This is a genomic window from Streptomyces sp. NPDC051322 (genome assembly GCF_040689485.1).
Lineage (GTDB): Bacteria > Actinomycetota > Actinomycetes > Streptomycetales > Streptomycetaceae > Streptomyces.
The window spans coordinates 54,554-76,350 of the sequence record NZ_JBFBAK010000005.1; the positions used below are offsets into that span (position 1 = coordinate 54,554).

At 69.9% G+C, this 21,797-nt stretch carries 21 protein-coding genes; 13 read left to right on the forward strand and 8 right to left on the reverse strand.

Annotated features, from left to right (window positions below; all coding sequences use genetic code 11):
* Positions 1 to 527 precede the first annotated feature (527 nt).
* Both AB0436_RS13555 and AB0436_RS13560 read right to left on the reverse strand, forming a co-directional pair.
* Positions 528 to 728, reverse strand: a complete 201-nt coding sequence (locus AB0436_RS13555; RefSeq protein WP_366468009.1) for a DUF397 domain-containing protein — start codon at positions 726 to 728, stop codon at positions 528 to 530.
* On the reverse strand, positions 728 to 1,552 hold the full coding sequence (locus AB0436_RS13560; protein WP_366468010.1) for a Scr1 family TA system antitoxin-like transcriptional regulator: 825 nt from the start codon (positions 1,550 to 1,552) through the stop codon (positions 728 to 730). The genes AB0436_RS13555 and AB0436_RS13560 overlap by 1 nt, the downstream gene beginning before the upstream one ends.
* Positions 1,553 to 1,666: 114 nt before the next feature.
* Here AB0436_RS13560 and AB0436_RS13565 point away from each other — a divergent pair, with 114 nt between their 5' ends.
* On the forward strand, positions 1,667 to 1,894 hold the full coding sequence (locus AB0436_RS13565) for a hypothetical protein (protein WP_366468011.1): 228 nt from the start codon (positions 1,667 to 1,669) through the stop codon (positions 1,892 to 1,894).
* Between the two features lie 185 nt (positions 1,895 to 2,079).
* Here AB0436_RS13565 and AB0436_RS13570 read toward each other — a convergent pair whose 3' ends face one another.
* The 3 genes from AB0436_RS13570 to AB0436_RS13580 form a co-directional block, all read right to left on the reverse strand.
* Positions 2,080 to 3,117 (reverse strand): hypothetical protein, encoded by a 1,038-nt coding sequence (locus AB0436_RS13570; protein ID WP_366468012.1) that lies wholly within the window; start codon positions 3,115 to 3,117, stop codon positions 2,080 to 2,082.
* Complete coding sequence (locus AB0436_RS13575; RefSeq protein WP_366468013.1) at positions 3,105 to 3,764, reverse strand: hypothetical protein; 660 nt, start codon at positions 3,762 to 3,764, stop codon at positions 3,105 to 3,107. The genes AB0436_RS13570 and AB0436_RS13575 overlap by 13 nt, the downstream gene beginning before the upstream one ends.
* Positions 3,765 to 3,967: 203 nt before the next feature.
* Positions 3,968 to 4,390, reverse strand: a complete 423-nt coding sequence (locus AB0436_RS13580; protein ID WP_366468014.1) for a hypothetical protein — start codon at positions 4,388 to 4,390, stop codon at positions 3,968 to 3,970.
* 156 nt (positions 4,391 to 4,546) lie between these two features.
* Between AB0436_RS13580 and AB0436_RS13585 the strand changes: the two genes are divergently transcribed.
* Positions 4,547 to 5,131, forward strand: coding sequence for a dienelactone hydrolase family protein (locus tag AB0436_RS13585; protein WP_366468015.1), 585 nt, complete (start codon positions 4,547 to 4,549; stop codon positions 5,129 to 5,131).
* A 123-nt stretch (positions 5,132 to 5,254) separates the two neighbouring features.
* Here the strand turns inward: AB0436_RS13585 and AB0436_RS13590 are convergent, their stop codons facing one another.
* Both AB0436_RS13590 and AB0436_RS13595 read right to left on the reverse strand, forming a co-directional pair.
* Positions 5,255 to 6,262, reverse strand: coding sequence for a LacI family DNA-binding transcriptional regulator (locus tag AB0436_RS13590; protein ID WP_366468016.1), 1,008 nt, complete (start codon positions 6,260 to 6,262; stop codon positions 5,255 to 5,257).
* A 42-nt stretch (positions 6,263 to 6,304) separates the two neighbouring features.
* Complete coding sequence (locus AB0436_RS13595) at positions 6,305 to 7,600, reverse strand: MFS transporter (protein WP_366468018.1); 1,296 nt, start codon at positions 7,598 to 7,600, stop codon at positions 6,305 to 6,307.
* Between the two features lie 102 nt (positions 7,601 to 7,702).
* On the opposite strand from AB0436_RS13595, the gene AB0436_RS13600 reads away from it, so the two are divergent.
* From AB0436_RS13600 to AB0436_RS13625, 6 genes are all read left to right on the forward strand, one after another.
* A complete protein-coding gene (locus AB0436_RS13600; protein ID WP_366468019.1) occupies positions 7,703 to 8,695 on the forward strand; it encodes a LysR family transcriptional regulator in 993 nt (330 codons plus the stop codon).
* A gap of 210 nt (positions 8,696 to 8,905) precedes the next feature.
* Positions 8,906 to 9,646 carry a hypothetical protein gene (locus AB0436_RS13605; protein WP_366468020.1) on the forward strand — a complete coding sequence of 247 codons (741 nt, stop codon included), beginning with the start codon at positions 8,906 to 8,908 and terminating at the stop codon, positions 9,644 to 9,646.
* Positions 9,647 to 9,669: 23 nt separating this feature from the next.
* Positions 9,670 to 11,829 (forward strand): glycosyltransferase, encoded by a 2,160-nt coding sequence (locus tag AB0436_RS13610; RefSeq protein WP_366468308.1) that lies wholly within the window; start codon positions 9,670 to 9,672, stop codon positions 11,827 to 11,829.
* The gene (locus AB0436_RS13615) at positions 11,826 to 13,004 is read left to right on the forward strand and encodes an acyltransferase (RefSeq protein WP_366468021.1); all 1,179 of its coding nucleotides are present in this window, start codon (positions 11,826 to 11,828) and stop codon (positions 13,002 to 13,004) included. Before AB0436_RS13610 ends, AB0436_RS13615 begins: the two co-directional genes overlap by 4 nt.
* A gap of 162 nt (positions 13,005 to 13,166) precedes the next feature.
* Positions 13,167 to 14,501 carry a nitrate/nitrite transporter gene (locus AB0436_RS13620; protein ID WP_366468022.1) on the forward strand — a complete coding sequence of 445 codons (1,335 nt, stop codon included), beginning with the start codon at positions 13,167 to 13,169 and terminating at the stop codon, positions 14,499 to 14,501.
* Positions 14,502 to 14,585: 84 nt separating this feature from the next.
* Entirely contained in the window at positions 14,586 to 15,755 is a 1,170-nt protein-coding gene (locus tag AB0436_RS13625) for a uroporphyrinogen-III synthase (protein WP_366468024.1), read from the forward strand.
* Here the strand turns inward: AB0436_RS13625 and AB0436_RS13630 are convergent.
* The gene (locus AB0436_RS13630) at positions 15,701 to 16,282 is read right to left on the reverse strand and encodes a GNAT family N-acetyltransferase (RefSeq protein ID WP_366468025.1); all 582 of its coding nucleotides are present in this window, start codon (positions 16,280 to 16,282) and stop codon (positions 15,701 to 15,703) included. The genes AB0436_RS13625 and AB0436_RS13630 overlap by 55 nt on opposite strands.
* Before the next feature lie 110 nt (positions 16,283 to 16,392).
* On the opposite strand from AB0436_RS13630, the gene AB0436_RS13635 reads away from it, so the two are divergent.
* The 5 genes from AB0436_RS13635 to AB0436_RS13655 all read left to right on the forward strand — a co-directional run bounded on the left by AB0436_RS13635 (position 16,393) and on the right by AB0436_RS13655 (position 21,522).
* Positions 16,393 to 16,944, forward strand: a complete 552-nt coding sequence (locus AB0436_RS13635) for a GNAT family protein (RefSeq protein WP_366468026.1) — start codon at positions 16,393 to 16,395, stop codon at positions 16,942 to 16,944.
* A gap of 47 nt (positions 16,945 to 16,991) precedes the next feature.
* On the forward strand, positions 16,992 to 17,573 hold the full coding sequence (locus AB0436_RS13640; RefSeq protein ID WP_366468027.1) for an ABATE domain-containing protein: 582 nt from the start codon (positions 16,992 to 16,994) through the stop codon (positions 17,571 to 17,573).
* Positions 17,574 to 17,670: 97 nt separating this feature from the next.
* Positions 17,671 to 18,234, forward strand: coding sequence for a sigma-70 family RNA polymerase sigma factor (locus AB0436_RS13645; protein ID WP_365850848.1), 564 nt, complete (start codon positions 17,671 to 17,673; stop codon positions 18,232 to 18,234).
* Positions 18,231 to 19,001, forward strand: a complete 771-nt coding sequence (locus AB0436_RS13650) for a zf-HC2 domain-containing protein (RefSeq protein WP_366468028.1) — start codon at positions 18,231 to 18,233, stop codon at positions 18,999 to 19,001. Before AB0436_RS13645 ends, AB0436_RS13650 begins: the two co-directional genes overlap by 4 nt.
* A gap of 61 nt (positions 19,002 to 19,062) precedes the next feature.
* Positions 19,063 to 21,522 carry a UvrD-helicase domain-containing protein gene (locus tag AB0436_RS13655; protein WP_366468029.1) on the forward strand — a complete coding sequence of 820 codons (2,460 nt, stop codon included), beginning with the start codon at positions 19,063 to 19,065 and terminating at the stop codon, positions 21,520 to 21,522.
* The last annotated feature ends 275 nt before the right edge of the window (positions 21,523 to 21,797 follow it).

A 21,797-nucleotide genomic window follows, 5' to 3' on the forward strand; every position in this document is an offset into this window, starting at 1 on the left:
TCCCAACCCCCCTACCTACCGGTAAAGAAGAAGCTCGGCTCTCGAAGCTCGTGTCCCGGCTCTCGAAGCTCGGGGGCTCCCACTGGCGCTCGAAGCTCGGCACTCGAACCCCGGACCCCGAGCTTCGGGAGCGTGACCGCAACTGGGTGGAGGCCGCCTGCTCGGGCGGCAGGCGTCGGACTGTGCCAGGTCGGCGTGCATCTGGCCGGGGTCGCCGAGTCGGTGCGGGCGGCGATCGACCGCACCCTGAGTCTCGAAGGTCTGGGCCGCGGACGAGGAACGTGGGGTCGGTTTGCCATGTCCGCGACGAAACGGCAGCTAATCGTCGGCGTGGTCGACAACGTGCTCGAACTGGGCGTCCAGGCCACTGGTTCGCCAGCGACGACTTGTACTCCGCACGTGACTTCAGCCAAGGGCCATAGGCAGGTTCGGGCCCGGCTGCACGGTTGGAGAGTCCCGCGGCTACACGTTCACAGACGGAGCGGGGCCGTAGACACAGGGCCGGCGTGGGGGAGAGGGAGTTGGTTTCAACGACGTACGTTGCTTATGAACGCCACCCACGCGGTCGTCTGGAAGGCCAGGACGGGCCCGGTGGGGTTCTTGCTGTCACGGACGGGCGCGAGGCCTGGCACCCCATCGGCAATCTCCAGGCAGTCGCCACCCTGTCCGTTGCTGTACGTGCTTTTGCGCCACCGGGCATAGGTCAGGTGTGCTCGGTTCACGCTCATCAGCTGTACTCCTCCATCGCCGAACGGATCACGGTCAGGGACGCGTCAGGTGGTAGCGCCTTGGCTTGCAGCAGATCGTAGGCCAACGCATACTCGGCCACCGTTTCCGCAGACTCGATCAGCTCCCCGGAGTGCGAACTCTCCGTGTACGCCACGTCCGGCCCGCGTTCAAAGCTGAGCAGGGTCAGCGATCCGCCCATGACGGGATGTTCACCCTGGTCGAACGGAAGGACCTGGAGGACCACGTGAGGGGTGCGGGCCATACGGAGCAAGTGCTCGAGCTGCTCACGCGAGCCCGCACGACCGCCGACCGGACGGCGAATCACCGCCTCGTCCAGAATGCACCACAGTAAGGGTGGGACGCGCCCGCCAAGGATGGCCTGGCGTTCCATCCTTGCCGAGACGAGCGCCTCGATCTCGGGATCGGTGTCACGGGGCCGACTGATCCGCAACAGTGCACGCGCATACCCCTCGGTCTGGAGCAGACCGGGAACAGCGTGTGCCATGTACTTGAGCATCTTGGTCGCGCCGGCCTCGTAGGCCACGAACTTGCGCGCCCAATCCGGGATCGGTGTGCGTTTGATGTGCACCCACAGATCCACCAGATCGCCGTCTGCCCCCAGCAGGACGTCCAGCTTGCCGCTGACGTCGGCCGGTGGAGTCTCGTTGCCCAGCTCGAACTGGGCGATGCGGCTGTGCGCAATCGGGATCTGGTCGCCCAACTCCCGCTGCGTCCAACCCGCCCGCACCCGGAGCTTGCGCACCTTGGCGCCGTAGAGCGCGGCAAGGGAAGCAGACGGGTCAAGTTCCTTCGGTGCGGGCACTGTCACTCCCGTTTTCGTTCCCGGGCTCCGAAAACCGTTACCCCTGGTGATCGTAACGGCACGCACCGATGCTCATCAGTGGAACGTGTACGCACAGCGAAAGGCACAACGGATATGGGCACGGCAGACCTCAGCACGGAAGCCGCTCAACTTAGAGATGCGGAATCGGCCCGGGACGAGTTGCGCAGGGCGCTGGCGGCAGTGGACATCCGGCTGCCGTCGCTGGGGCTCGACCCCATCTCCCTCACCAGCGACTACCTGACGCCACTTGTGGAACTCGGATGCTGCAACCCCAGCGTGGCCCGACGCCTGGCTGAGACCCTGCGAAGGCACGCCACGTGACGGACGTGCCCGAGCCGCAGGATGGCGACGACGTCGAGGCCGCGCAGCTACGCCGACGCGAGGAGTTACTCGCCAAAGTCCGCGAAGCGAACAAGCGAAGCTTGTCCCGTCCCCGGTAGTCCGGTGCCCAAACCGGTCATTCGGCGAGTTCCCATCAGCGTCGGCGTCCCGGAGCTTCGGAGCGCTCAGCGGTTGATCGCTTGGATTTCGTCGACGGTGACGTCCTGGGTGTTTCCGAAGGCGCCGTCGGGAAGGCGGCCGCCGGCGGTGCCTGGGCCGGTCCATGTGATCTTCCACGTGATGGTGGCCTTCAGCTTGAACGGCCCGTTGTTGCCGGAGGCGCGGAGGTAAGTGACACCGCAGGGCGGGGTTTTGTCGGCGTCGCCCTTGGCGTAGGGGGTGCCGATCGAGCCGTTCACGAAGGTGCACTCGCCGGAGGCGGGATAGGTCTCAGCGTCCGCAGTGCCGGGCTCCAGCTTGAGGGACTTCGGTGTGGCAGTGGTGGTGGCACTCATGCCGGTGAGCGGTACATACGCCGTAACGGAGACGGGTTTGAAGTCGGTTTTATCGAGCCAGGCCCAGGTGGGGAGGTTGACCTTGGTCGCCCCGGCCGGGGCGAGCTTGACCTTGGTGTCCGGGACACGGATTGTGGCGTAGGCGATGTGAGCGAGGATCTCCGGGGTTACTGCCCGATTCGCTGCTTTCGGCGGTGCAGGGTCCCCCTTATCCACCCAGAAAGTAGGTTCCTTGCAGGAGTCCCAGCCTGGTGGAAAGCTCTTGTTAACACCCGAAGTCCACCAGTAGCCTTTGTCGGCCTTGGCCATGTTGAAGTCTTTGTACGGATGGCCGCCCGCATAATGGTCGCGCTGCTTGGAGTCCCACTCGGGTCCTGTGGATCCGAGCGACCAGGTGTGTTCTTGATCCTTCTTGAACTCTGCGGCGGTGTATGTCGGGGCGTACCAGCAAGGAGGTGGCGTCCAGTTGGAAACGGGAGTGAGCGGGCCGACAGAAGGGCCTTTCCCGTTGTTGTCCGACTTGGTGAGCACCCCGCCGCTCTCGACCCGGGCTTCGAGGTCCTGTCCATTGGCGTTGCCGGATGCCGTGGGATTCTGTGCAGTGCCGTCGAAGGTATCGTCCGCGGACGCCGTGCCCGAGACTGCGAGGGTCATCCCTATAGCCCCGACGATGATGTATCGCTTAGCGGTGATGTTCAAGGCTGACATTTGGCGCTCCCCACTTGCGAGTACATCTTCTCGATTACCCAAACGCCTTGGTCATTTTTGCGCAGTGCAGTGTCGTAACTCACGTAGCTCTTCTTCGTTACCGGCGTTTTGGCTACTTTTCCGTCCTTGAGATACTTGACGTAGGCCTTGCTCTGGTCTTCGCAGTAGCTGAATGCCGCAGTTCCGTCTTTATTGATAGTTACGGAATCACTGTAGAAGCGGTAATGTCCGGTTGTCCGCGCTTTGTGATCCACGTACTTCTTGACGAATACTTCCGTACCTGCCGCCGCTTCACCCTCGTAGTAGAACTCGTACGCCGGGTCTGCGGACTTCTGTTTGGCGATGGCCATGTCGACGGCCTTGATGGACTGTTCGCCGTCGGACAGGATCGCGTCCTTGTCCTTGTTGCCGGTCTTGGGCCAGTCAAAGGTGTACGAGATGTCCGACGGCAGCGTGATCTTCGGCCGCTTGACGCCGGGAGCCGTCGAAGCCGACGGACTGGGCGAGGCGGACTTGGACGCTCCCGTGTCGGCGCCCGCGATCTTGTCCGAGTCCTTGGACTTGTCACTTCCCCCGCCGCACGCGGTGAGGAGGAGGGCCGCTGCGGTCGCGAGTGCGGCGGCAACAGGCAAAGATCGGCGGTTCACGGGCGACTCCCGGTGGGGCGGTTGCGGACTATGGGTAATTGACGCTATCCGGACGGTACTTGGTTTCACCAGAGCGAACTGGGCGGTGCCGTCGGGATACTTGTGGTGCTTCGGATGAATCAGTCGCTGGTCAGGGGGTCGTGGGGGCGGAGGGAGCTGAGCCCGTCCACCGCCGGGTCGACCGCTGATTCGAGGAGCCGGGCTCAGGCAGCCGGCCGGTACCCGGTGATCATGTTCAGCATGTGGTCCATCTCCGTACGCCACTGGCGGTGCACGTTCATCTTGACCGGCGCCGGCTGGTCCGGGAGCTGGAAGCGGAACGAGCTCCACAGGGCGCCGCGTTTGATGTCACTCACCGAGTGCATGGCCTGGGCCGGCGGCAGGGCGTACGCGATCTCCTGGGGGCGGTTGCTCATCCGGTTCGCCTGGTGGATCAGCACGGCCTGCTCGGTCACGGTGATGAAGTAGTACGTGAGAAACGCCTGGCCGATGATCCCCAGCAGGCCTATCAGCGACGGGTTCGGCCCGGCGATGGCCTGGACGGACACCAGGGGGCGGTCGCCCGGGTTGGCCTGGTATATGGCAGCAGTGAGCTGTTGCTGGATGGTCGCCTTACGTATGGCCATGGGCCCTCCCCTGTATGTGCCGAACGGTGCAGGGTATCCACAGCCCCCGGCCTCGGCGATCCCGGGCCGCGTACCGGTTCGGCGGAATTGTCGGTGCGCCGCGCGATACTCGGGGCCGTGGAGCCGCTGGGGCGCCGCACGGGGAAGGGAGTTCGGATGGCTGAGGTGCTGCTGTTCCACCACGCGCAGGGACTGACCTCAGGGGTGCTCGGCTTCGCCGAGGAACTCAGGCAGGCCGGCCACACCGTGCACACCCCGGACCTGTACGAGGGGAACGTCTTCGACACCCTCGACGACGGCATGGCCTACGTCCATCGGACGGGCTTCGGCACGCTCATCGAACGGGGGGTGGCCGCCGCGCAGGGGCTCTCCGCGGAGTTGGTCTACGCGGGGTTCTCGCTCGGTGTCCTGCCCTCGCAGAAGCTCGCCCAGACGCGGGCGGGTGCGAAGGGCGCGCTGATGTTCCAGGCCTGCGTCCCGGTCTCCGAGTTCGGCGCCGCCTGGCCGCAGACGGTCCCCGTTCAGATCCACGGGATGGACGGTGACAAGAGCTTCGTGGACGAGGGTGACATCGAGGCGGCCCGGGCGCTGGTCGAATCGGCGCCGGCTGCGGAGTTGTTCCTGTATCCGGGGGATCGACACTTGTTCGCGGACAGCAGCCTGCCGGACTACGACGCGGCTGCGGCGGAGCTGATGATGCGGCGGGTGCTCGGCTTTCTGGGCGCCGTGGGCTCTGCGTAACCGCACGGAGCGGACACCGCCCGACCTTGTCGGTGGGCTGTCGGCAGGCTGTCGGTGGCAGCTCCGGACAGGCTGGCCCGCGAGGTCCGGGACGTTGCGCGACATGTCTTTCCGGGCTGCGGGTCAGGCCGCCCTCGGCGCCGTCGACGCCCGTACCGTCAGCTGAGGTGGCAGAAGGGTCGTGTCCGGCACCGGGGTGCGGTTGAGTTTGCGCATCAGGAGCTCGACAGCCCGGGCGCCGACCTCATCGGCGGGGACGGTCACCGAGGTGACCGGGATGGTGGTGTGTTCGGCCGTTTCGGACGGGCAGATGGCGGTGACCGAGAGGTCTTGCGGGACGCGGTGGCCCAGGGCCTGGAAGGCGTCGATCAGGGGCTGGATCAGTGGCTCGTTGTGGATCACCACAGCGGTGGGAACGGGATGTTGGCGAACCAGGGCGGCCGCGAGTTCGCGCGCGGCCGCCGGGGTCGCGGCGCACGGGTGGCTGGTGGCGGTCAGGCCGTGCCGGCCGGCGGCCGCGGTGAAGCCCTGGGAGACGCGGTGGGCGAAGCCGGTCTCCCGGGCGTAGACCTCGGGCGGCGAGCCGATCAGCGCCACGGTGCGGTGGCCGAGGTCCGCCAGGTGGTCCACGCAGCTTTCGGCGGCGGCCTGGAAGTCGAGGTCGATGCAGGTGAGGCCCTGGGGGTCGGCGGGGTAGCCGACCAGGACCGCGGGGCGGTGCAAGGTGCGGAGCAACGGGAGCCGCTCGTCGTGCAGTTGGATGTCCATCACGATCAGCGCATCGACCAGCGCGGTGTCTGCGACCCGGCGGATCCCGTCCACGCCCTCCTCCTGGGTGAGCAGCAGGACATCGTTGTCGTACTCCCGGGCGGCCGTGACGACGGAGACGGCGAACTGCATGACGATCGGCACATGGATACCGCTGCGCAGCGGGACCACCAGCGCCAGCACATTGGAGCGGTTTCCGGCCAGGGCGCGGGCGCCCGCGTGCGGGCGGTAGCCAAGGATCTGGATGCTCTCCTCGATGCGGCGGCGGGTGTCCTCGGAGATCGGGCGCTTGCCGCTCAAGGCGTACGACACCGTGCTCGGGGAGACGCCTGCGTGCTGCGCCACATCGTTGATCTTGACCATGGGTCTCCCTGGGCTTCCTTCGTTCGCAGTGTCGAACGAAGCCTAAGCCAGCGGCGCGCTTCCCGGGCGAGGCCGGGGGGTGGTCGCGCAGAGCAGCAGGGCGAGGGCGGCGGCCGAGGCGGGGACGGCGTAGCCGGTGGTGGCGCCGCCGTGTTCCACCAGCCAGCCCCCGGTGGCCGAACCGGTCGCGATCCCGCCCAGGAGCGCGGTCACGGCGAGTGTCATGCCTTCGTTCAGCCGGCCTGCGGGGGTGATGCGCTGGACGAGTGTCATGCCGGTGACCATGGTCGGCGCGGTGGCCGCCCCTGCGAGCAGCAATGTGCCGGCGACAGCGATGAGGGAGCCGGTCGCCGATGCGGCCAGCAGCGGTCCTGTCATCAGCACGGTCATCGCGGCCAGGCAGCCGAGCAGCCGCCTGCGTACGTCGGTTGCCGGGCGCGCCGATCCGTACAGCAGGCCCGCGACGCAGGACCCGGCGGCCTGCAGGGCCAGTATCGCGCCGGACGCCGAGCGGTGGCCGTGCGCGTCGGCGAAGGCGATGGTGGTGACTTCCAGAGCGCCGAAGACCGCGCCGGTGGCGAGGAAGACGGCGAGCAGGGCGGGGAAGCCGGGATGCCGGAAGGGAGAGCGTGAGCCGGTGGAGCGGGGGGTCGCGGGCGGTTCGGTGGCCCGCTGGGCGGCGAAGATCAGTACGCCGGTGACCAGCAGGAACACCCCGACCAGGGTGCCGGCTTCGGGGAAGAGCGCCGAGCAGAGGAAGGCGGCGACCACCGGGCCGAGCATGAAGCAGAGCTCGTCGGCGGCCTGTTCGAAGGAGTTGGCGGTGTGCAGAACGGCCGGGTCGTTCCGGTGCAGGTGGGCCCAGCGGGCGCGGGACATGCCGCCGGTGTTCGGGGTGGTGGCGGTGGCCGCGTAGGCGGCGAAGAAGGTCCAGTCCGGCGCGCCGTAGCGGACGCAGAGCAGCAGGGTGAGCGAGCCGAGCGCCGCGAGCAGGGTGGCCGGCACGGCGATACGGGCCTGGCCGTGGCGGTCGACCAGGCGCGCGGTCCACGGGCCGACGACCGCGGTGGCGGCGAGGCCGGTGGCGGTGACGGCGCCGGCCAGTGCGTACGAACCGCGGGACCCGGCGATCATGATCACGGCGCTGACGCTGAACATGCCCATCGGGAGCCGGGCGATGAGGTTGCCCACGGTGAAGGCACGGGCGCCGGGGGTGGCGAGCAGGCGGCGGTAGGCGTGTCCGCTGCTGATTTTCGTGGCGGGCGCGGGTTCGCGGGCGTCCGCAGGAGGCGCGGTGCGGGTGGTCGCCGGTAGGGGCTCGGTGAATTCATGCGGCATGGTGACCACCCTCGGTGCCGGGCCGTTCCGCGGTCCAACACCTGTTCAGTGCCGATTCACGCGCCTGTGATGTGAATGCGCCGCGGTCTAGAATCCGCCGGGATGCCCCAGGTACCGCAAGACATCGACCCCCGCCTGCTGCGGGCCTTCGTCGCCGTGGCCGAGGATCTGCATTTCACCCGCGCCGCCGCCCGCCTCTATGTGGCTCAGCAGGCGCTGAGCCGTGATGTCCGGCGGGTGGAGCGGGAGTGGGGCGCCGAGCTGTTCTCGCGGACCACCCGGCAGGTCACGCTGACGGCCGAGGGGGCGAGGTTGCTGCCGTACGCCCGACGGGTGCTGGCGGCGTACGACGAACTGGCCGCGGCCCGGGACCGGGACCAGCGCCCGCTGCTGGTGGATGTGGGAGCCCCGGTCAGTACGGCCTCGCGGCTGCTCGAACGGGCCCGAGGCATGGCGCCGGAGGTCGAGTTCGTGGCCCGGTTCCTGAGCGGCCTGACCGGGGCCGCGACGGAGATCGCGGCGGGGCGGCTGGACGTCTCGGCCGGCCGGGTGGCGGGGCTGCCCGCCGGGCTGCTCGAGGAGCTCGACCACCGGCCGGTCCGCTTCGAGCGGGTGGCTGTGGTGCTCCCGGCCGAACACCCTCTCGCGGCTCTCGCCGAGGTCCCGCTGGACGCGCTGGCGGGGGAGACCCTCTATGCGGCGGCGGGAAACGCGGCCACCGTCGAGTGGACCGATCTGGCGGTACGGCTCTTCGCCGGCCGGGGCATCGAACTCGCCGCGCCGTTCCCGAAGATCGAGGGCCCGGAGGAGTTCAGTCGCGTGATCCGCAAACGCCGCTGGTCGGTGCTGGCGAGCACCGAGTTCATCGGGGTCTCCGGCATGGTGCTGCGGCCGATCGTGGACCCCGTACCGCTGTCGCTGGTTTCGCTGGTCTGGCGGAAGTCGCTGCGGCACCCGGGGCTCCGTGCGCTCCATACGGCGGTCGACGAGGCGGTGGCGGAACACGGATGGCTCGAACTGCCCGCCGGGACCTGGCTCCCTGCCGTGGACATGGCGATGTATGAGCAGATCAGGACGCTATACGGGCAAGTGTGAACAAGGCGCCGGTAACGCCCTCAGGATGCGTTAGATTCACGCCCCGGACGGCAGCAGGCCAGGTCCCATGGCCTGGGGGGCGTTCGTCACCGAGTGGGGACTCGGGGCGTCGGCGGCAATCGGTCCGGTCAATCACGCGCGGATGAATCTGCTTTGGGGGATGTGCGTATACCGGTGGAAAAATGGCGAGAAGGCGCCCGATTCGGGCAGATGTACGAACCGCACGATGTGACGGTCGAGTTGGACGGCGTGGGGCGGGAATTGCCGGGACCGCTGCAGCGGAGCCGGAAGGAACCGGACCAAGCAGGTGAGCCGGGCGCCCGCCGCGATCCGCAGGACGACGGGCAGGCCGGCCTCCCCGAAGGACCGGTCTTCGTGGACGAGAGCGGTCGGCGGAGCCGGAAGTACCGGCGGGTCGGCTGGGCGCTGGGGGTGTGCTGCGCGTGTTACGCGGTGATGCTGGTCGTCACCGTCGTCGGGGGCAACTCCACCGCGCCCTGGCTGCTGATCCCCGGCCCCGCCGCCGACAAGAAGACGGACACCGTCAAGGAACCGGCAGACCCGAAGACGTCCCCGGCACCGGCCGATCCGGTACCGGGGCTGACAGCGCCACCCGGTCCGGTGGGCGTCGTGGCGCCCATGCTGCCGAAGCCGAGGACCACCATCTCCAACGGCGTACGGGTCACCGTGCCGCCCAAGCCGGGCAAGAAGCCGGCCGTGGCGGTGCCCGGCGCGTCCGTACCGGCCCGCCCGGCACCGGGCAGCGGCAGTTCGGCGCTTCCCGCACCGGGAGGGCCGCTGCCGATCACCGGCGGCTCCACCGAGCCGTCACCGTCACCCTCGGCCTCGCCCGATCCCGTTCCCTCGACCAGCGCCTCTGTGACCCCGCCCGAGCAGTCCGCTTCGCCCGAGTCAGCACCGGCCCCGCAGAAGGCGCACCGTAGAAAATGAGAAACCGCCGGCGCAGGCTTCCCATGCGCTACCTCCTGCCGCTGTTCCTGCTCGTCGCACTCTTCGGCATGCTGATGGTGCGCGGATACGTGCACAGCGAGATCCTGGCCGACCACCGGATCAGGCCCCCGGCCGCGACCGATCAGGTCCCCGAGGCGATCCTCGACGGCGGTCCCGTCATCGACGCACGGGCCAAGGGCAAACCCAGCAGCCTGCGGATCCCCGACCACACCATCGTTCTCACCTTCGACGACGGACCCGACCCGGAGTGGACCCCGAAGGTCCTCGACCAGCTGAAGAAGTACCACGTCCACGCCGTCTTCTTCGTCACCGGAACCATGACCTCGCGCTATCCGGCGCTGGTCAAGCGCATGGTCGACGAGGGCCACGAGGTCGGCGTGCACACCTTCAACCACCCCGACCTGTCGTACCAGTCGAAGAACCGCATCGACTGGGAGATCTCGCAGACGCAGCTGGCCATCGCGGGCGCGGCCGGGATCCGTTCCTCGCTGTTCCGGCCGCCCTACTCCTCGTTCGCCGACGCGCTCGACAACACCAACTGGCCGGTGGTGAAGTACGTCGGCAGCCGGGGCTACATCACCGTGCTCGACTCCATCGACAGCGAGGACTGGGAGCGCCCCGGCGTCCCCACCATCCTGCGTAACGCCACGCCGAAGGCCGGCAAGGGCGCGATCGTGCTGATGCACGACTCCGGCGGTGACCGGTCCCAGACGGTGGCCGCCCTGGACCGCTATCTGCCCGAACTGCAGCACAAGGGCTACCGGTTCGCCAGTCTGACGGACGCCCTGGGCGCGCCGTCCGCGCAGACCCCGGTGAGCGGTCCGGCGCTCTGGAAGGGCCGGGCCTTCGTGTTCGCGGTCGGGGTCTCCGACGACGTGACCGACGCGCTGATCGTCGGGCTCGCCGTCGTCGGCGTACTCGTCTTCACCCGCTTCGGGCTGATGCTGGTCCTGTCGTCCGTGCACGCCCGGAAGATCCGCAGACCCGGTTTCCGGTGGGGGCCGCCCGTCACCGAGCCGGTATCGGTGCTGGTCCCCGCCTACAACGAACGCGAATGCATCGCCAACACGGTCCGCTCCCTGCGCAGGAGCGACCACCCGGTCGAGGTGATCGTGATCGACGACGGCTCCTCGGACGGTACCGCCGACATCGTCGAAGCGATGCGGCTGCCCAACGTCCGGGTGGTGCGCCAGCGCAACTCCGGCAAACCGGCCGCCCTCAACAACGGCATCGCGCACGCCCGGCACGACCTGGTGGTGATGATGGACGGCGACACCGTCTTCGAGCCCTGCACCGTGCGCGAACTGGTGCAGCCCTTCGGGGACGAGCGGGTCGGCGCGGTCGCCGGAAACGCCAAGGTGGGCAACAAGGACAGCCTGATCGGCGCCTGGCAGCACATCGAGTACGTGATGGGCTTCAACCTGGACCGCCGGATGTACGACGTGCTGCGCTGCATGCCCACCATCCCCGGCGCCGTCGGCGCGTTCCGCCGCAGCGCGCTGGACCGGGTCGGCGGGATGAGCGAGGACACCCTCGCCGAGGACACCGACATCACCATGGCGCTGCTCCGCGACGGCTGGCAGGTGGTCTACGCGGAGAACGCCCGGGCCTGGACCGAAGCCCCGGAAAGCGTGCAGCAGTTGTGGTCGCAGCGCTACCGCTGGTCGTACGGCACGATGCAGGCGATCTGGAAACACCGCCGGGCCGTGGTGGAGCGCGGCCCGTCCGGCCGATTCGGCCGGGTCGGGCTGCCCTTCGTCTCGCTGTTCATGGTGGTGGCCCCGCTGCTGGCGCCGCTCATCGACATCTTCCTGCTGTACGGGGTGGTCTTCGGCCCCACCGGCAAGACCATCGGCGCCTGGTTCGGGGTCCTCGCCGTGCAGGCCGTCTGCGCCGGCTACGCCTTCCGGCTCGACCGGGAGCCCATGCGGTACCTGATCTCGCTGCCGCTGCAACAGGTCCTCTACCGGCAGCTGATGTACGTGGTGCTGCTGCAGTCCTGGATCACCGCACTCACCGGGGGCCGGCTGCGCTGGCAGAAACTCCGGCGCACCGGAGCGGTCGAGGAGCCGGGCGCTGTGCCGGGATCCCGCCGCACACCTGACAACCACCGCACCCCTGACAACCACCGCACCCATGACGACCGGAGGCCCGTCGCATGACCGCCACGACACATGCCGCAGAGCGGGCCGTCCCGGGGCCGGCCCGGAAGGGGATACCGGGCCGGGACCGCTACCTCGATCTGCTGCGTACCACCGCGCTGGTCAGGGTGGTCTTCTACCACCTGTTCGGCTGGGCCTGGCTGTCGGTGGTCTTCCCCTCCATGGGGGTGATGTTCGCCCTGGCCGGTTCGCTGATGGCCCGCTCGCTGAGCCGACCCGCGCAAGGACGTGCTGCCCTGGGCGTCATCCGCGGACGCGTCCGCAGGCTGCTGCCGCCGATGTGGGTGTTCGGCGGGCTGATGGTCACCATGATGGTCTACGCGGGGTGGCGGCCCTCGGTCACCAAGGTGCTGCTCTATCTGGTGCCGGTCGGCGCCCCGCCGTACCCGGACTCGCTCGGGTCCGCCTCCGGACTGCTGGAGCAGAGCTGGCCGGACCAGGCGGTGGGGCCGCTCTGGTACCTGCGCGCCTATCTCTGGTTCGTCGTGCTCTCCCCGCTGCTGCTCAGGGCCTTCCGCCGACTGCCCTGGCCGACGCTGCTCGCGCCGCTGGCGCTGACCGCGGTCGTCGGTACCGGACTGGTGACGGTCCCCGGCGAACCCGGTCTCGCGCTCACCGACTTCGCGGTCTACGGCTCCTGCTGGATACTCGGCTTCGCCCACCAGGACGGCGTGCTCCAGAAGGTCCCGCGCTACCTGCTGGTGTCCTGCGCGACGCCGGTGATGGCCTTCGGCCTCTGGTGGGCGCACGGGCATCTCGGCTCGGACGGCTGGGACCTCAACGACATCCCGCTCGCCCAGGCCACCTGGTCCCTCGGGGCCTGCGCGCTGCTCCTCGCGTACTCCCCGTCCTGGCAGCAACTGCCGGGGAGGTTCGCCAGGTTCGACCGACTGATCACCCTGTCCAACAACCGCGCGGTGACCATCTACCTCTGGCACAACGCCCTCATCATGGCGACCGTGCCGCTGATCGACGCGCTGTACAACATCCCGTTCATCGAGGACCGGTTCGACACCCTGCTGACCGCCACCTACAACGTGTGGATGTTCCTGGTGGTCTGGCCGCTGATCGGGGTGGTGGTGCTGGCCGTGGGCTGGATCGAGGACCTGGCGGCCGGGCGCAGACCCCGCCTCTGGCCGGACGGGCCCAGGACGGCCCACCGCCACGCGGGCTGACCGCTGCGCGCCCCCGCCGGTACGTCACAGGCACCCGCCCTCACCAGGGGGCGTCCGGCCGGGTGAGCGCAAGGTTGCGCGCCGGTCACCTCGGGCCACGGCGCTGAAACCCGGCGTCCCTACGGTCGGTGTCATCGGACAAGACCCCTGTGGAGGCGCGTGATGAATGGCCGCTGGATCGAGCAGTGGGACCCGGAGGACGAGACGTTCTGGGAGCGGACCGGGAAACGCACCGCGCACCGCAACCTGCTGCTCTCGGTGCTCTCCGAACACATCGGGTTCTCCATCTGGAGCCTGTGGTCGGTGCTCGTCCTCTTCATGGGGCCGCAGTACGGAATCGATCCGGCCGGGAAGTTCTTCCTGATCTCGATGGCCACGCTGGTCGGCGCGGTCGCCCGGGTCCCGTACACCTTCGCCGTCGCACGGTTCGGCGGACGCAACTGGACGGTCATCAGCGCCGGACTGCTGCTGGTGCCGACCGTCGCGGCCTACGCGGTGATGAAACCGGGCACCTCCTACACCACCTTCCTGCTGGTCGCGGCGCTCACCGGGGTCGGCGGCGGGAACTTCGCCTCGTCCATGACGAACATCAACTCCTTCTTCCCGCTGCACAGGAAGGGCTGGGCCCTCGGGCTCAACGCGGGCGGCGGAAACGTCGGGGTGCCGGTCGTGCAGCTGATCGGTCTGCTCATCATCGGTACGGCGGGGGCCGGACACCCGCGCGTCCTGATCGGTGTCTATCTGCCGCTGATCGTCCTGGCCGCCACCTGCGCCGCACTGCGGATGGACAACCTGGCACCGGTGCGCAACGACACGGGCGCGGCCCGGGAGGCGGCCCGCGATCGGCACACCTGGATCATGTCGTTCCTCTACGTCGGCACCTTCGGCTCCTTCATCGGCTACAGCTTCGCCTTCGGCCTGGTGCTGCAGACCCAGTTCGGCCGGACGCCGTTGCAGGCCGCGTCCATCACGTTCCTCGGCCCGCTGCTCGGCTCGCTGATCCGCCCGGTCGGCGGCCGCCTCGCCGACCTGCACGGCGGCGCCCGCATCACCCTGTGGAACTTCGCCGCGATGGCGGTGGCGACCGGGGTGGTGCTGTTCGCCTCGGTGCAGAAGTCGCTGGCCGTCTTCCTCGTCGGCTTCATCGCCCTGTTCGTCCTGAGCGGGCTCGGCAACGGCTCCACCTACAAGATGATTCCGGGCATCTTCCAGAACAAGGCGCTGGCCGGCGGCATGACCGGCGAGGCGGCGGCGGCGTACGGGCGCCGGCTGTCCGGGGCGTCCATGGGGCTGATCGGCGCGGTGGGGGCGCTCGGCGGGCTCGCCATCAATCTCGCCTTTCGCCAGTCCTTCCAGACCGCCGGCACCGGCACGGCGGCCTTCATCGCTTTTCTCGCCTTCTACGCGGTGTGTTTCGCCGTGACCTGGGCGGTATACCTTCGCCGTACGGAGCCCGTACAGTCGGTGAAGTCGCAGCTCAGCTACGCGAAGGTCTGACCGGGGCCGACGCGGGGCAGCCGTAACACCCGGGAAATACCGGTGAACCGAACCCGTCACGCATCCTTGGCAGGCTCACCCACTATGCGCGAGATCGCACCATCACAGCAGGGCCCAGCGGCGCCGGACGGACCGCTCGCCGGATTCACCGTCGGGGTCACCGCCGCACGGCGTGCCGACGAGCTCGGGGCGCTGCTGCAGCGCAGGGGCGCCGCAGTGCTGCACGCCCCCGCGCTGCGCATCGTGCCGCTCGCCGACGACAGCGAACTGCTCTCCACCACCGAGCAGTTGCTCGACCAGGCGCCGGACGTGGTGATCGCCACCACCGCGATCGGCTTCCGCGGTTGGATCGAGGCGGCGGACGGCTGGGGCCTCGGCGACCGGCTCCTCGGCCGGCTCCGCGAGGTCGAACTGCTCGCCCGGGGCCCCAAGGTCAAGGGGGCGATCCGGGCGGCCGGACTGACCGAGGAGTGGTCACCGGCCTCCGAGTCGATGGCGGAGGTGCTGGACCGGCTGCTCGACGAGGGCGTCGAAGGACGCCGGGTCGCCATCCAGTTGCACGGCGATCCGCTGCCCGGTTTCGTCGAGGCGCTGCGGGCGGCGGGCGCCGAGGTGGTGGGTGTGCCGGTGTACCGGTGGATGCCGCCGGAGGACATCGCGCCGCTCGACCGGCTGATCGACGCGGTGCTCACCCGTTCCGTCGACGCGCTGACCTTCACCAGCGCGCCCGCCGCCGCGTCCCTGCTGGCCCGCGCCGAGACATCCGGGCGGCACCCGGAGCTGGTCGCGGCGCTCGGCCATGACGTACTCGCGGTCTGCGTCGGCCCGGTCACGGCGCTGCCGCTCCAGGACCAGGGCATCGAAACCCTCCAGCCGGAACGCTTCCGGCTCGGCCCGATGGTGCAGATCCTCTGCCAGGAGCTGCCGTCCCGGGCGGCCGTCCTGCCCGTCGCAGGCCACCGGGTGCAGCTCCGGGGCCAGGCGGTCGTCGTCGACGGTGCGCTGCGTCCGGTCCCGCCCGCAGGCATGTCCCTGCTCCGTACGCTGGTCCGCCGCCCCGGCTGGGTGGTGTCCCGGGGCGATCTGCTGAAGGCGCTCCCGGGGGCCGGCCGCGACGAGCACGCGGTGGAGACGGCCATGGCCCGGCTGCGCACGGCGCTGGGTGCGCCGAGGCTGATCCAGACGGTGGTGAAGCGGGGCTACCGGCTCGCGCTCGACCCGGCATCGGACGAGAAGTACGGCGGCGAGGGCTGACGTACGTGCCGGTGGCCTTCGGTGTCCCACTTCGGGCCTGCGGGCAGCAGCTCGGACAGGGCGAATCCGCCCTTTTCGGCGACCCGGCAGGAGGCATCGTTCCCCACCGTGTGGATGATCTCCAGTCGGTCCAGACCCTCACCGGCGAAGGCGTCGAACGCCCAGGCCGTGACGGTCTCCAGAGCACGGCCGGCCACTCCCCGGCCCCGGGCACGGGCGGCGGTCCAGTAGCCGATCTCGGCCGACGGCCCGCCGGGATCGGGGCGTTTGAGGACCAGTTGGGCCGCCACCTGTCTCTCTTCGAGAACGGCGAAGCTCATTCGGTTTCCGGTCACCCAGCCGTCCTGCTGGATCTCCAGCCACTGCGCGGCGTCGTCGCCGGTCTCCAGTCGGTTGTGGAGCCAGCGCCGCATGAGCGGATCGCGGTACGCCTCCAGGACGGCGTCCCGGTCGTCTGCGCGCCAGGGGCGCAGCAGAAGGCCGGGGGCGTGTGCGGTCGCGGGGGCGTGCAGCGTGACGTGGTCCACCGGGCCACGGTACGACGGCGCCGACTACCGGGCCCCTGAATTACCGGGCGCCTGAATTACCGGTCGCCCGGGCTACCGGGCAGGCCATCGCGCTGAGTTACCGTGCCGGAATGATCGCCGACGGTATCCGCTTCCGCCCCGCCGACCTCTCCGACGCCGAGCCGCTCGCCGCCGCGTACCGGCGGAACCGGGCCCACCTGCGGCCCTGGGACCCGGTCAGGCCGGAGTCCTTCTTCACCGCCGAGGGCCAACTGGCGCGACTCCGCGGCATGCTGGCCGAGCGGGACGCCGGACGGTCCGCGCACTGGGTGCTGGACGAGCCGGGCGGGGGCGGTGGCCGGGTGCTCGGCTCCGTCAATCTCAACAACGTGGCCCTCGGGCCGTTCTGCAGCGCCGACCTCGGCTACTGGATCGACGCCGGGTACACCGGCCGGGGCCTGGCGTCGGGCGCCGTCGACGAGGTCTGCCGCATCGCCCGCGACGAACTGGGGCTGCACCGCGTGGCGGCCGGCACGCTGCTCGACAACGCCGCCTCGCAGCGGGTCCTCGCGAAGTGCGGCTTCGAGCCGTTCGGCACCGCGCCCCGGTATCTGCACATCAACGGCGAGTGGCGCGACCACCGCCTCTTCCAGCGCATCCTGCACGAGCGGAGCCCCTTCTGACCGCAGCGGGGTTCCGGCGCGGCCTGTCGCCGGGCACTGTAAGAGGTATGGGTTCGCACGCGTACGAGTTGCGGTTCGATTCCGGGCGGGTCTGCCTGGACCTGGTGGCGACGGAGACGGACTCGGTCGAGCAGCTGGATACCGGCCGGCGCCTCGCGACCTGGCTGGCGGGCGCCGGACTCGTACCGCCGGGGACTCCGCTGCCCGCGCTCGGCGCCGACTGGCTGGCCGCGTTCATCGCGCTGCGCCGGTCGGTGGAGGAACTGGTGCGGGCCGAGGTGGCGGGCCGTACCGCCGACAGCGCGCTGGCCGCGGTCAACGCCTGCGCGGCAGGCCCGCTGCCCGGGCTGCGGGCGGTACGCGACGGGAGCGGGCAGCTCACCAAGGAGCTGGCCGGGGCGGCCGAGCGGGACGCGCTGCTGGCCGTCGTCGCCCGGGACGCCGTCGAGCTGCTCACCGACCCGGCGGCCAGGAACCGGCTGCGGCAGTGCGAGGGCGACAACTGCCGGCGGCTCTACCTCGACACGTCCCGGGGGCACCGCCGCCGCTGGTGCTCGAGCGAGGTCTGCGGCAACCGCGAACGGGTGGCCAGGCACCGGCGCCGGGCCGCGGTCGCCGAACGCTCCTGAGAAATTCTCGATTGATCCGCCAGCCGTTGAACGGTTCCCGCTCCGGGGCCGTACAGGAAGCAGACGAGTCAGTCAGGGTCTCGACCGGGAGGTTCAGGTGCGCAAGGATGCCGCCGTGGCCGATGACCGTCCGCCCGGCGCCCGGCATCGCTCCGTTCCCGACGAGGAGCTGATGCGGGCGTTGTACCGCGAGCACGCCGGCCCGCTGCTCGCGTATGTGCTCCGTCTCGTCGCAGGCGACCGCCAGCGTGCCGAGGACGTCGTGCAGGAGACGCTCATCCGTGCCTGGAAGAACGCCGGTCAGCTCAATCGGGCCACCGGTTCTGTCCGACCCTGGCTGGTGACGGTGGCCCGACGCATCGTCATCGACGCTCACCGCAGCCGGCAGGCCCGGCCGCAGGAGGTCGATCCGTCGCCGCTGGAGGTCATGCCCGCGGAGGACGAGATAGACAAGGCGTTGTGGCTCATGACGCTCTCGGACGCACTCGACGACCTGACTCCCGCACACCGGGAGGCACTGGTGGAGACGTACTTCAAAGGGCGTACGGTCAACGAGGCGGCCGAGGCGCTCGGCATTCCCAGCGGGACGGTGCGGTCCCGGGTCTTCTACGCACTGCGTTCCATGAAGCTCGCCCTGGAGGAGAGGGGGGTACAGGCATGAACAGGTACGAGCAGCAGCCGCCACCGGAACACGAATCCGAGCACGACGCGGTTGCCGCCTATGCCCTCGGCATTCTCGACGACGCCGAGGCCACCGCCTTCGAGGCGCATCTGGCCGGCTGCGAGATCTGTGCCGCCGAACTGGACGGGTTCGCGGGCATGGAGCCGATCCTGGCGTCCCTCGCCGAGTTCCCCGGACCTGCCCCGCAGCCCGTGAAGGCCCCGTCCCCGCAGGTGCTCGGCCGTCTTGTCGACGAGGTGGCGGCGCAACGCGCCCGGCGCCGCAGGCGCACCCGGTATCTGGTGGCGGCAGCGGCCGCGCTGATCATCGGTGGTCCCACCGTCGCGGTGCTGGCGTCCTCCGCCGACTCCGGTACCGGCGTCTCGGCCCGGCCCTCGCCGGCCGGCGCGGCAGCGGACGACTTCGGCCGGATGACGAAGAAGGTCAGCGCGACCGACCCGGTCACCAAGGTGTCCGCGACCGTCGGCACCCAGGACAAAGCCTGGGGCACCGACGCCGTCCTCGAACTGAAGAACGTCAAGGGTCCGCAGAAGTGCAGCCTGATCGCCGTGTCGAAGACCGGCGCGCAGGAGACGCTGACCACCTGGTCGGTGCCGGAGTGGGGTTACGGCGTCCCGGACGCGGCACATCCGGCGGCCCAGTACCCGCTGTACGTGCACGGCGGATCGGCGTTCAAACGCAGCGACATCGACCACTTCCTGGTACGCACCCTGGACGGCAGGAGCCTGGTGCGGGTGGCCGCCTGACATACGCTCCCCGTTCGCATAGGGTTGACGGTCGCCCAATGCATGCAAGAAGGGGGCCTCAGTGGCCGCGCAGGACGCCGCTGTCGACTCGGTCAGGGACCGCGAGATCGCGACCGAGCAGGAGCACCTGGACCAGGTGTACCGGCGCCTCGAGGAGAAGATCCACGAGGCTGAATTCCTTATGAACGATGCCGCCAAGCGCGGCCAGGTCGGCACGCCCGGCGCTCTCGCCGAGCGGGACGCACAGGTCTTCAGGGCCGGTATCCACCTCAATCGCCTCAACAACGAGTTCGAGGACTTCCTCTTCGGACGCGTCGACCTGCTGCACGGCAAGGACGGCAAGCGGGGTCCTGACGGCGCGTACACCGCCGTCGAGCCCTCCGACGACGCGGTGCGCGACGACCGTACGGCCGACATCGCGGAGACCCTGCACATCGGCCGGATCGGCGTGCTGGACTCCGACTACTCCCCGCTGGTCATCGACTGGCGGGCGCCGGCCGCCGCGCCGTTCTACCGCTCGACGCCGGTCGATCCCGGCCGGGTGGTACGCCGCAGGGTCATCCGCTCCAAGGGCCGCAAGGTGCTCGGCGTCGAGGACGACCTGATGCGTCCCGAGCTGACCGCGTCGCTGGACGGCAGGCAGCTGGCGGTCGTCGGCGACGGGGCGCTGATGGCCGCTCTGGGGCAGGCCCGCAGTCACACCATGCGGGACATCGTGTCGTCCATCCAGGCCGAGCAGGACCTGGTGATCCGGGCGCCCGCCGCTTCGGTCACCGAGGTGGCCGGCGGTCCGGGCACCGGCAAGACCGCGGTGGCCCTGCACCGCGCCGCCTACCTGCTCTACCAGGACCGCCGCAAGTACGCCGGCGGCATCCTGATCGTCTCGCCGACGCCGCTGCTCGTCGCGTACACCGAGGGCGTGCTGCCCTCGCTCGGCGAGGAGGGGCAGGTAGCGATCCGCGCGGTCGGCTCGCTGGTGGACGGCGCGGAGGCGACGGCGTACGACGAGCCGGGCATCGCCCGTATCAAGGGCTCGTCCCGGATGCTGCAGGTGCTGCGCAAGGCAGCCCGCGGGTCTCTCGAAACGGCCCCGCCGCGCCCGGAACGGGGCAGCGGCAGGACCCGCGGCGGGGCGGGCGGCGAGCAGCAGCTCGCCTTCGGCGACGACGCCGCCGAGGCGGCCGGAACACCGGACGCCGCCCCGGACCGGCTCCGGGTGGTCGCCTTCGGCGGGCGTCTCGAACTGGACGCGGCCGAGCTGCAGCGCATCCGCAACCAGGTGCTCGGCGGCACCGCCCCCGTCAATCTGCTGCGCCCGCGGGCCCGGCGGCTGCTGCTCGACGCGCTCTGGGCGAAGAACGCGCGCGGCCGCGCCGCGTCCACCGGAGGCGATCCGGAGCTCGCCGCCGAACTGCGCGCCTCCTTCGACGACGACGTGTCGGGCGAGGACAGCTTTCTGGAGTTCCTGGACGCCTGGTGGCCCGAGCTCACCCCGCGCGGTGTGCTCTCCGCGATGTCCGACGAACGCCGGCTGGGCCGCTGGGCCCGGCGGGTGCTCAACCAGGGGGAGGTGCGCAGGCTGGCCCGTTCGCTCCGGCGGGAGGCGCTCTCGGTGCACGACGTGGCGCTGCTAGACGAGCTGCAGACGCTGCTCGGCACCCCGCATCGGCCCCGGAAGCAGCGGGAGTACGACCCGCTGGACCAGCTCACCGGCCTCGAGGAGCTGATGCCGCACCGCGAGGAGACCCAGTGGGAGCGGGCCGAGCGGCTGGCGCAGGAACGCACCGAGTACGCCCATGTCATCGTCGACGAGGCGCAGGACCTGACGCCCATGCAGTGGCGGATGGTCGGCCGTCGCGGCCGGCAGGCGACCTGGACGATCGTCGGTGACGCCGCCCAGTCGTCCTGGCCGGCCCCGGACGAGGCGGCCGCTTCCCGTGACGAGGCGCTGGGCAGCCGTCCGCGCCGCCAGTTCACCCTCACCGTCAACTACCGCAACCCGGCGGAGATCGCCGAACTGGCCTCGAAGGTTCTCGCGTTGGCCATGCCGGGCATGAAGTCGCCGTCGGCGGTCCGCTCCACCGGGGTCGAGCCGCGCTTCGCGGTGGCGGGCGAGGATCTGGCGGGTTGCGTACGGCAGGAGGCACGGCGCCTGCTCGACAAGGTGGACGGCACGATCGGCGTGGTGGTCGCCATGAACCGGCGCGAGCAGGCCAGGAAGTGGCTGGCCGGGCTGGGCATGGGGGTCCCCCCGGTCGAGCGAAGCCGAGACTGGGGGAGGGTGGTGGTCCTGGGCAGCCTGGAGGCGAAGGGCCTGGAGTACGACGCGACGGTGGTGGTGTCGCCCGCGGAGATCGCCAAGGGCGCCCCCGGCGACGAGGTCACCGGCGACGGCGCGTCGCCCACCGGGCTCCGGGTGCTCTATGTGGCGCTGACCCGCGCCACCCAGCAGCTCACGGTGATCTCCACCGGTGACGACGCGCCGGACGCCGACGGCGTGCCGGGCCTGCTGCGGGGCTGAGCCTGCTGCGGAGAACAAGCCGTAAGAATCAAGCCCCGCGGGGGAATCACTTTCGCCGGGTGGTTTGTTAGCCTTGGCTGTGACACCGGCTCGATCCAAGCCCCCGGGCCCAACCTTCGTCGCTTCGAGCGACCACTTGCCGCGAGGCGAGCATGGCGGGCCGGTGCCACCAGCGTGAAAAGGTCCGTACCACCTTCCCGGTGGTGCGGGCCTTTTTCGTGTGGGGGTTCCCCCGACCATGATCTTCTCGTATGGTGGAAAAAACTTTCCGAAAG

What these genes read in the sequence shown, in the direction of transcription:
- AB0436_RS13580 (WP_366468014.1), bottom strand. Translation starts at nt 4,390, where the DNA reads ATGGCCATACGTAAGGCGACCATCCAGCAACAGCTCACTGCTGCCATA.
- AB0436_RS13610 (WP_366468308.1), top strand. Translation starts at nt 9,670, where the DNA reads ATGCGCTACCTCCTGCCGCTGTTCCTGCTCGTCGCACTCTTCGGCATG.
- AB0436_RS13600 (WP_366468019.1), top strand. Translation starts at nt 7,703, where the DNA reads ATGCCCCAGGTACCGCAAGACATCGACCCCCGCCTGCTGCGGGCCTTC.
- AB0436_RS13595 (WP_366468018.1), bottom strand. Translation starts at nt 7,600, where the DNA reads ATGCCGCATGAATTCACCGAGCCCCTACCGGCGACCACCCGCACCGCG.
- AB0436_RS13615 (WP_366468021.1), top strand. Translation starts at nt 11,826, where the DNA reads ATGACCGCCACGACACATGCCGCAGAGCGGGCCGTCCCGGGGCCGGCC.
- AB0436_RS13555 (WP_366468009.1), bottom strand. Translation starts at nt 728, where the DNA reads ATGAGCGTGAACCGAGCACACCTGACCTATGCCCGGTGGCGCAAAAGC.
- AB0436_RS13570 (WP_366468012.1), bottom strand. Translation starts at nt 3,117, where the DNA reads ATGTCAGCCTTGAACATCACCGCTAAGCGATACATCATCGTCGGGGCT.
- AB0436_RS13650 (WP_366468028.1), top strand. Translation starts at nt 18,231, where the DNA reads ATGAACAGGTACGAGCAGCAGCCGCCACCGGAACACGAATCCGAGCAC.
- AB0436_RS13605 (WP_366468020.1), top strand. Translation starts at nt 8,906, where the DNA reads ATGTACGAACCGCACGATGTGACGGTCGAGTTGGACGGCGTGGGGCGG.
- AB0436_RS13625 (WP_366468024.1), top strand. Translation starts at nt 14,586, where the DNA reads ATGCGCGAGATCGCACCATCACAGCAGGGCCCAGCGGCGCCGGACGGA.
- AB0436_RS13590 (WP_366468016.1), bottom strand. Translation starts at nt 6,262, where the DNA reads ATGGTCAAGATCAACGATGTGGCGCAGCACGCAGGCGTCTCCCCGAGC.
- AB0436_RS13565 (WP_366468011.1), top strand. Translation starts at nt 1,667, where the DNA reads ATGGGCACGGCAGACCTCAGCACGGAAGCCGCTCAACTTAGAGATGCG.
- AB0436_RS13640 (WP_366468027.1), top strand. Translation starts at nt 16,992, where the DNA reads ATGGGTTCGCACGCGTACGAGTTGCGGTTCGATTCCGGGCGGGTCTGC.
- AB0436_RS13635 (WP_366468026.1), top strand. Translation starts at nt 16,393, where the DNA reads ATGATCGCCGACGGTATCCGCTTCCGCCCCGCCGACCTCTCCGACGCC.
- AB0436_RS13585 (WP_366468015.1), top strand. Translation starts at nt 4,547, where the DNA reads ATGGCTGAGGTGCTGCTGTTCCACCACGCGCAGGGACTGACCTCAGGG.
- AB0436_RS13620 (WP_366468022.1), top strand. Translation starts at nt 13,167, where the DNA reads ATGAATGGCCGCTGGATCGAGCAGTGGGACCCGGAGGACGAGACGTTC.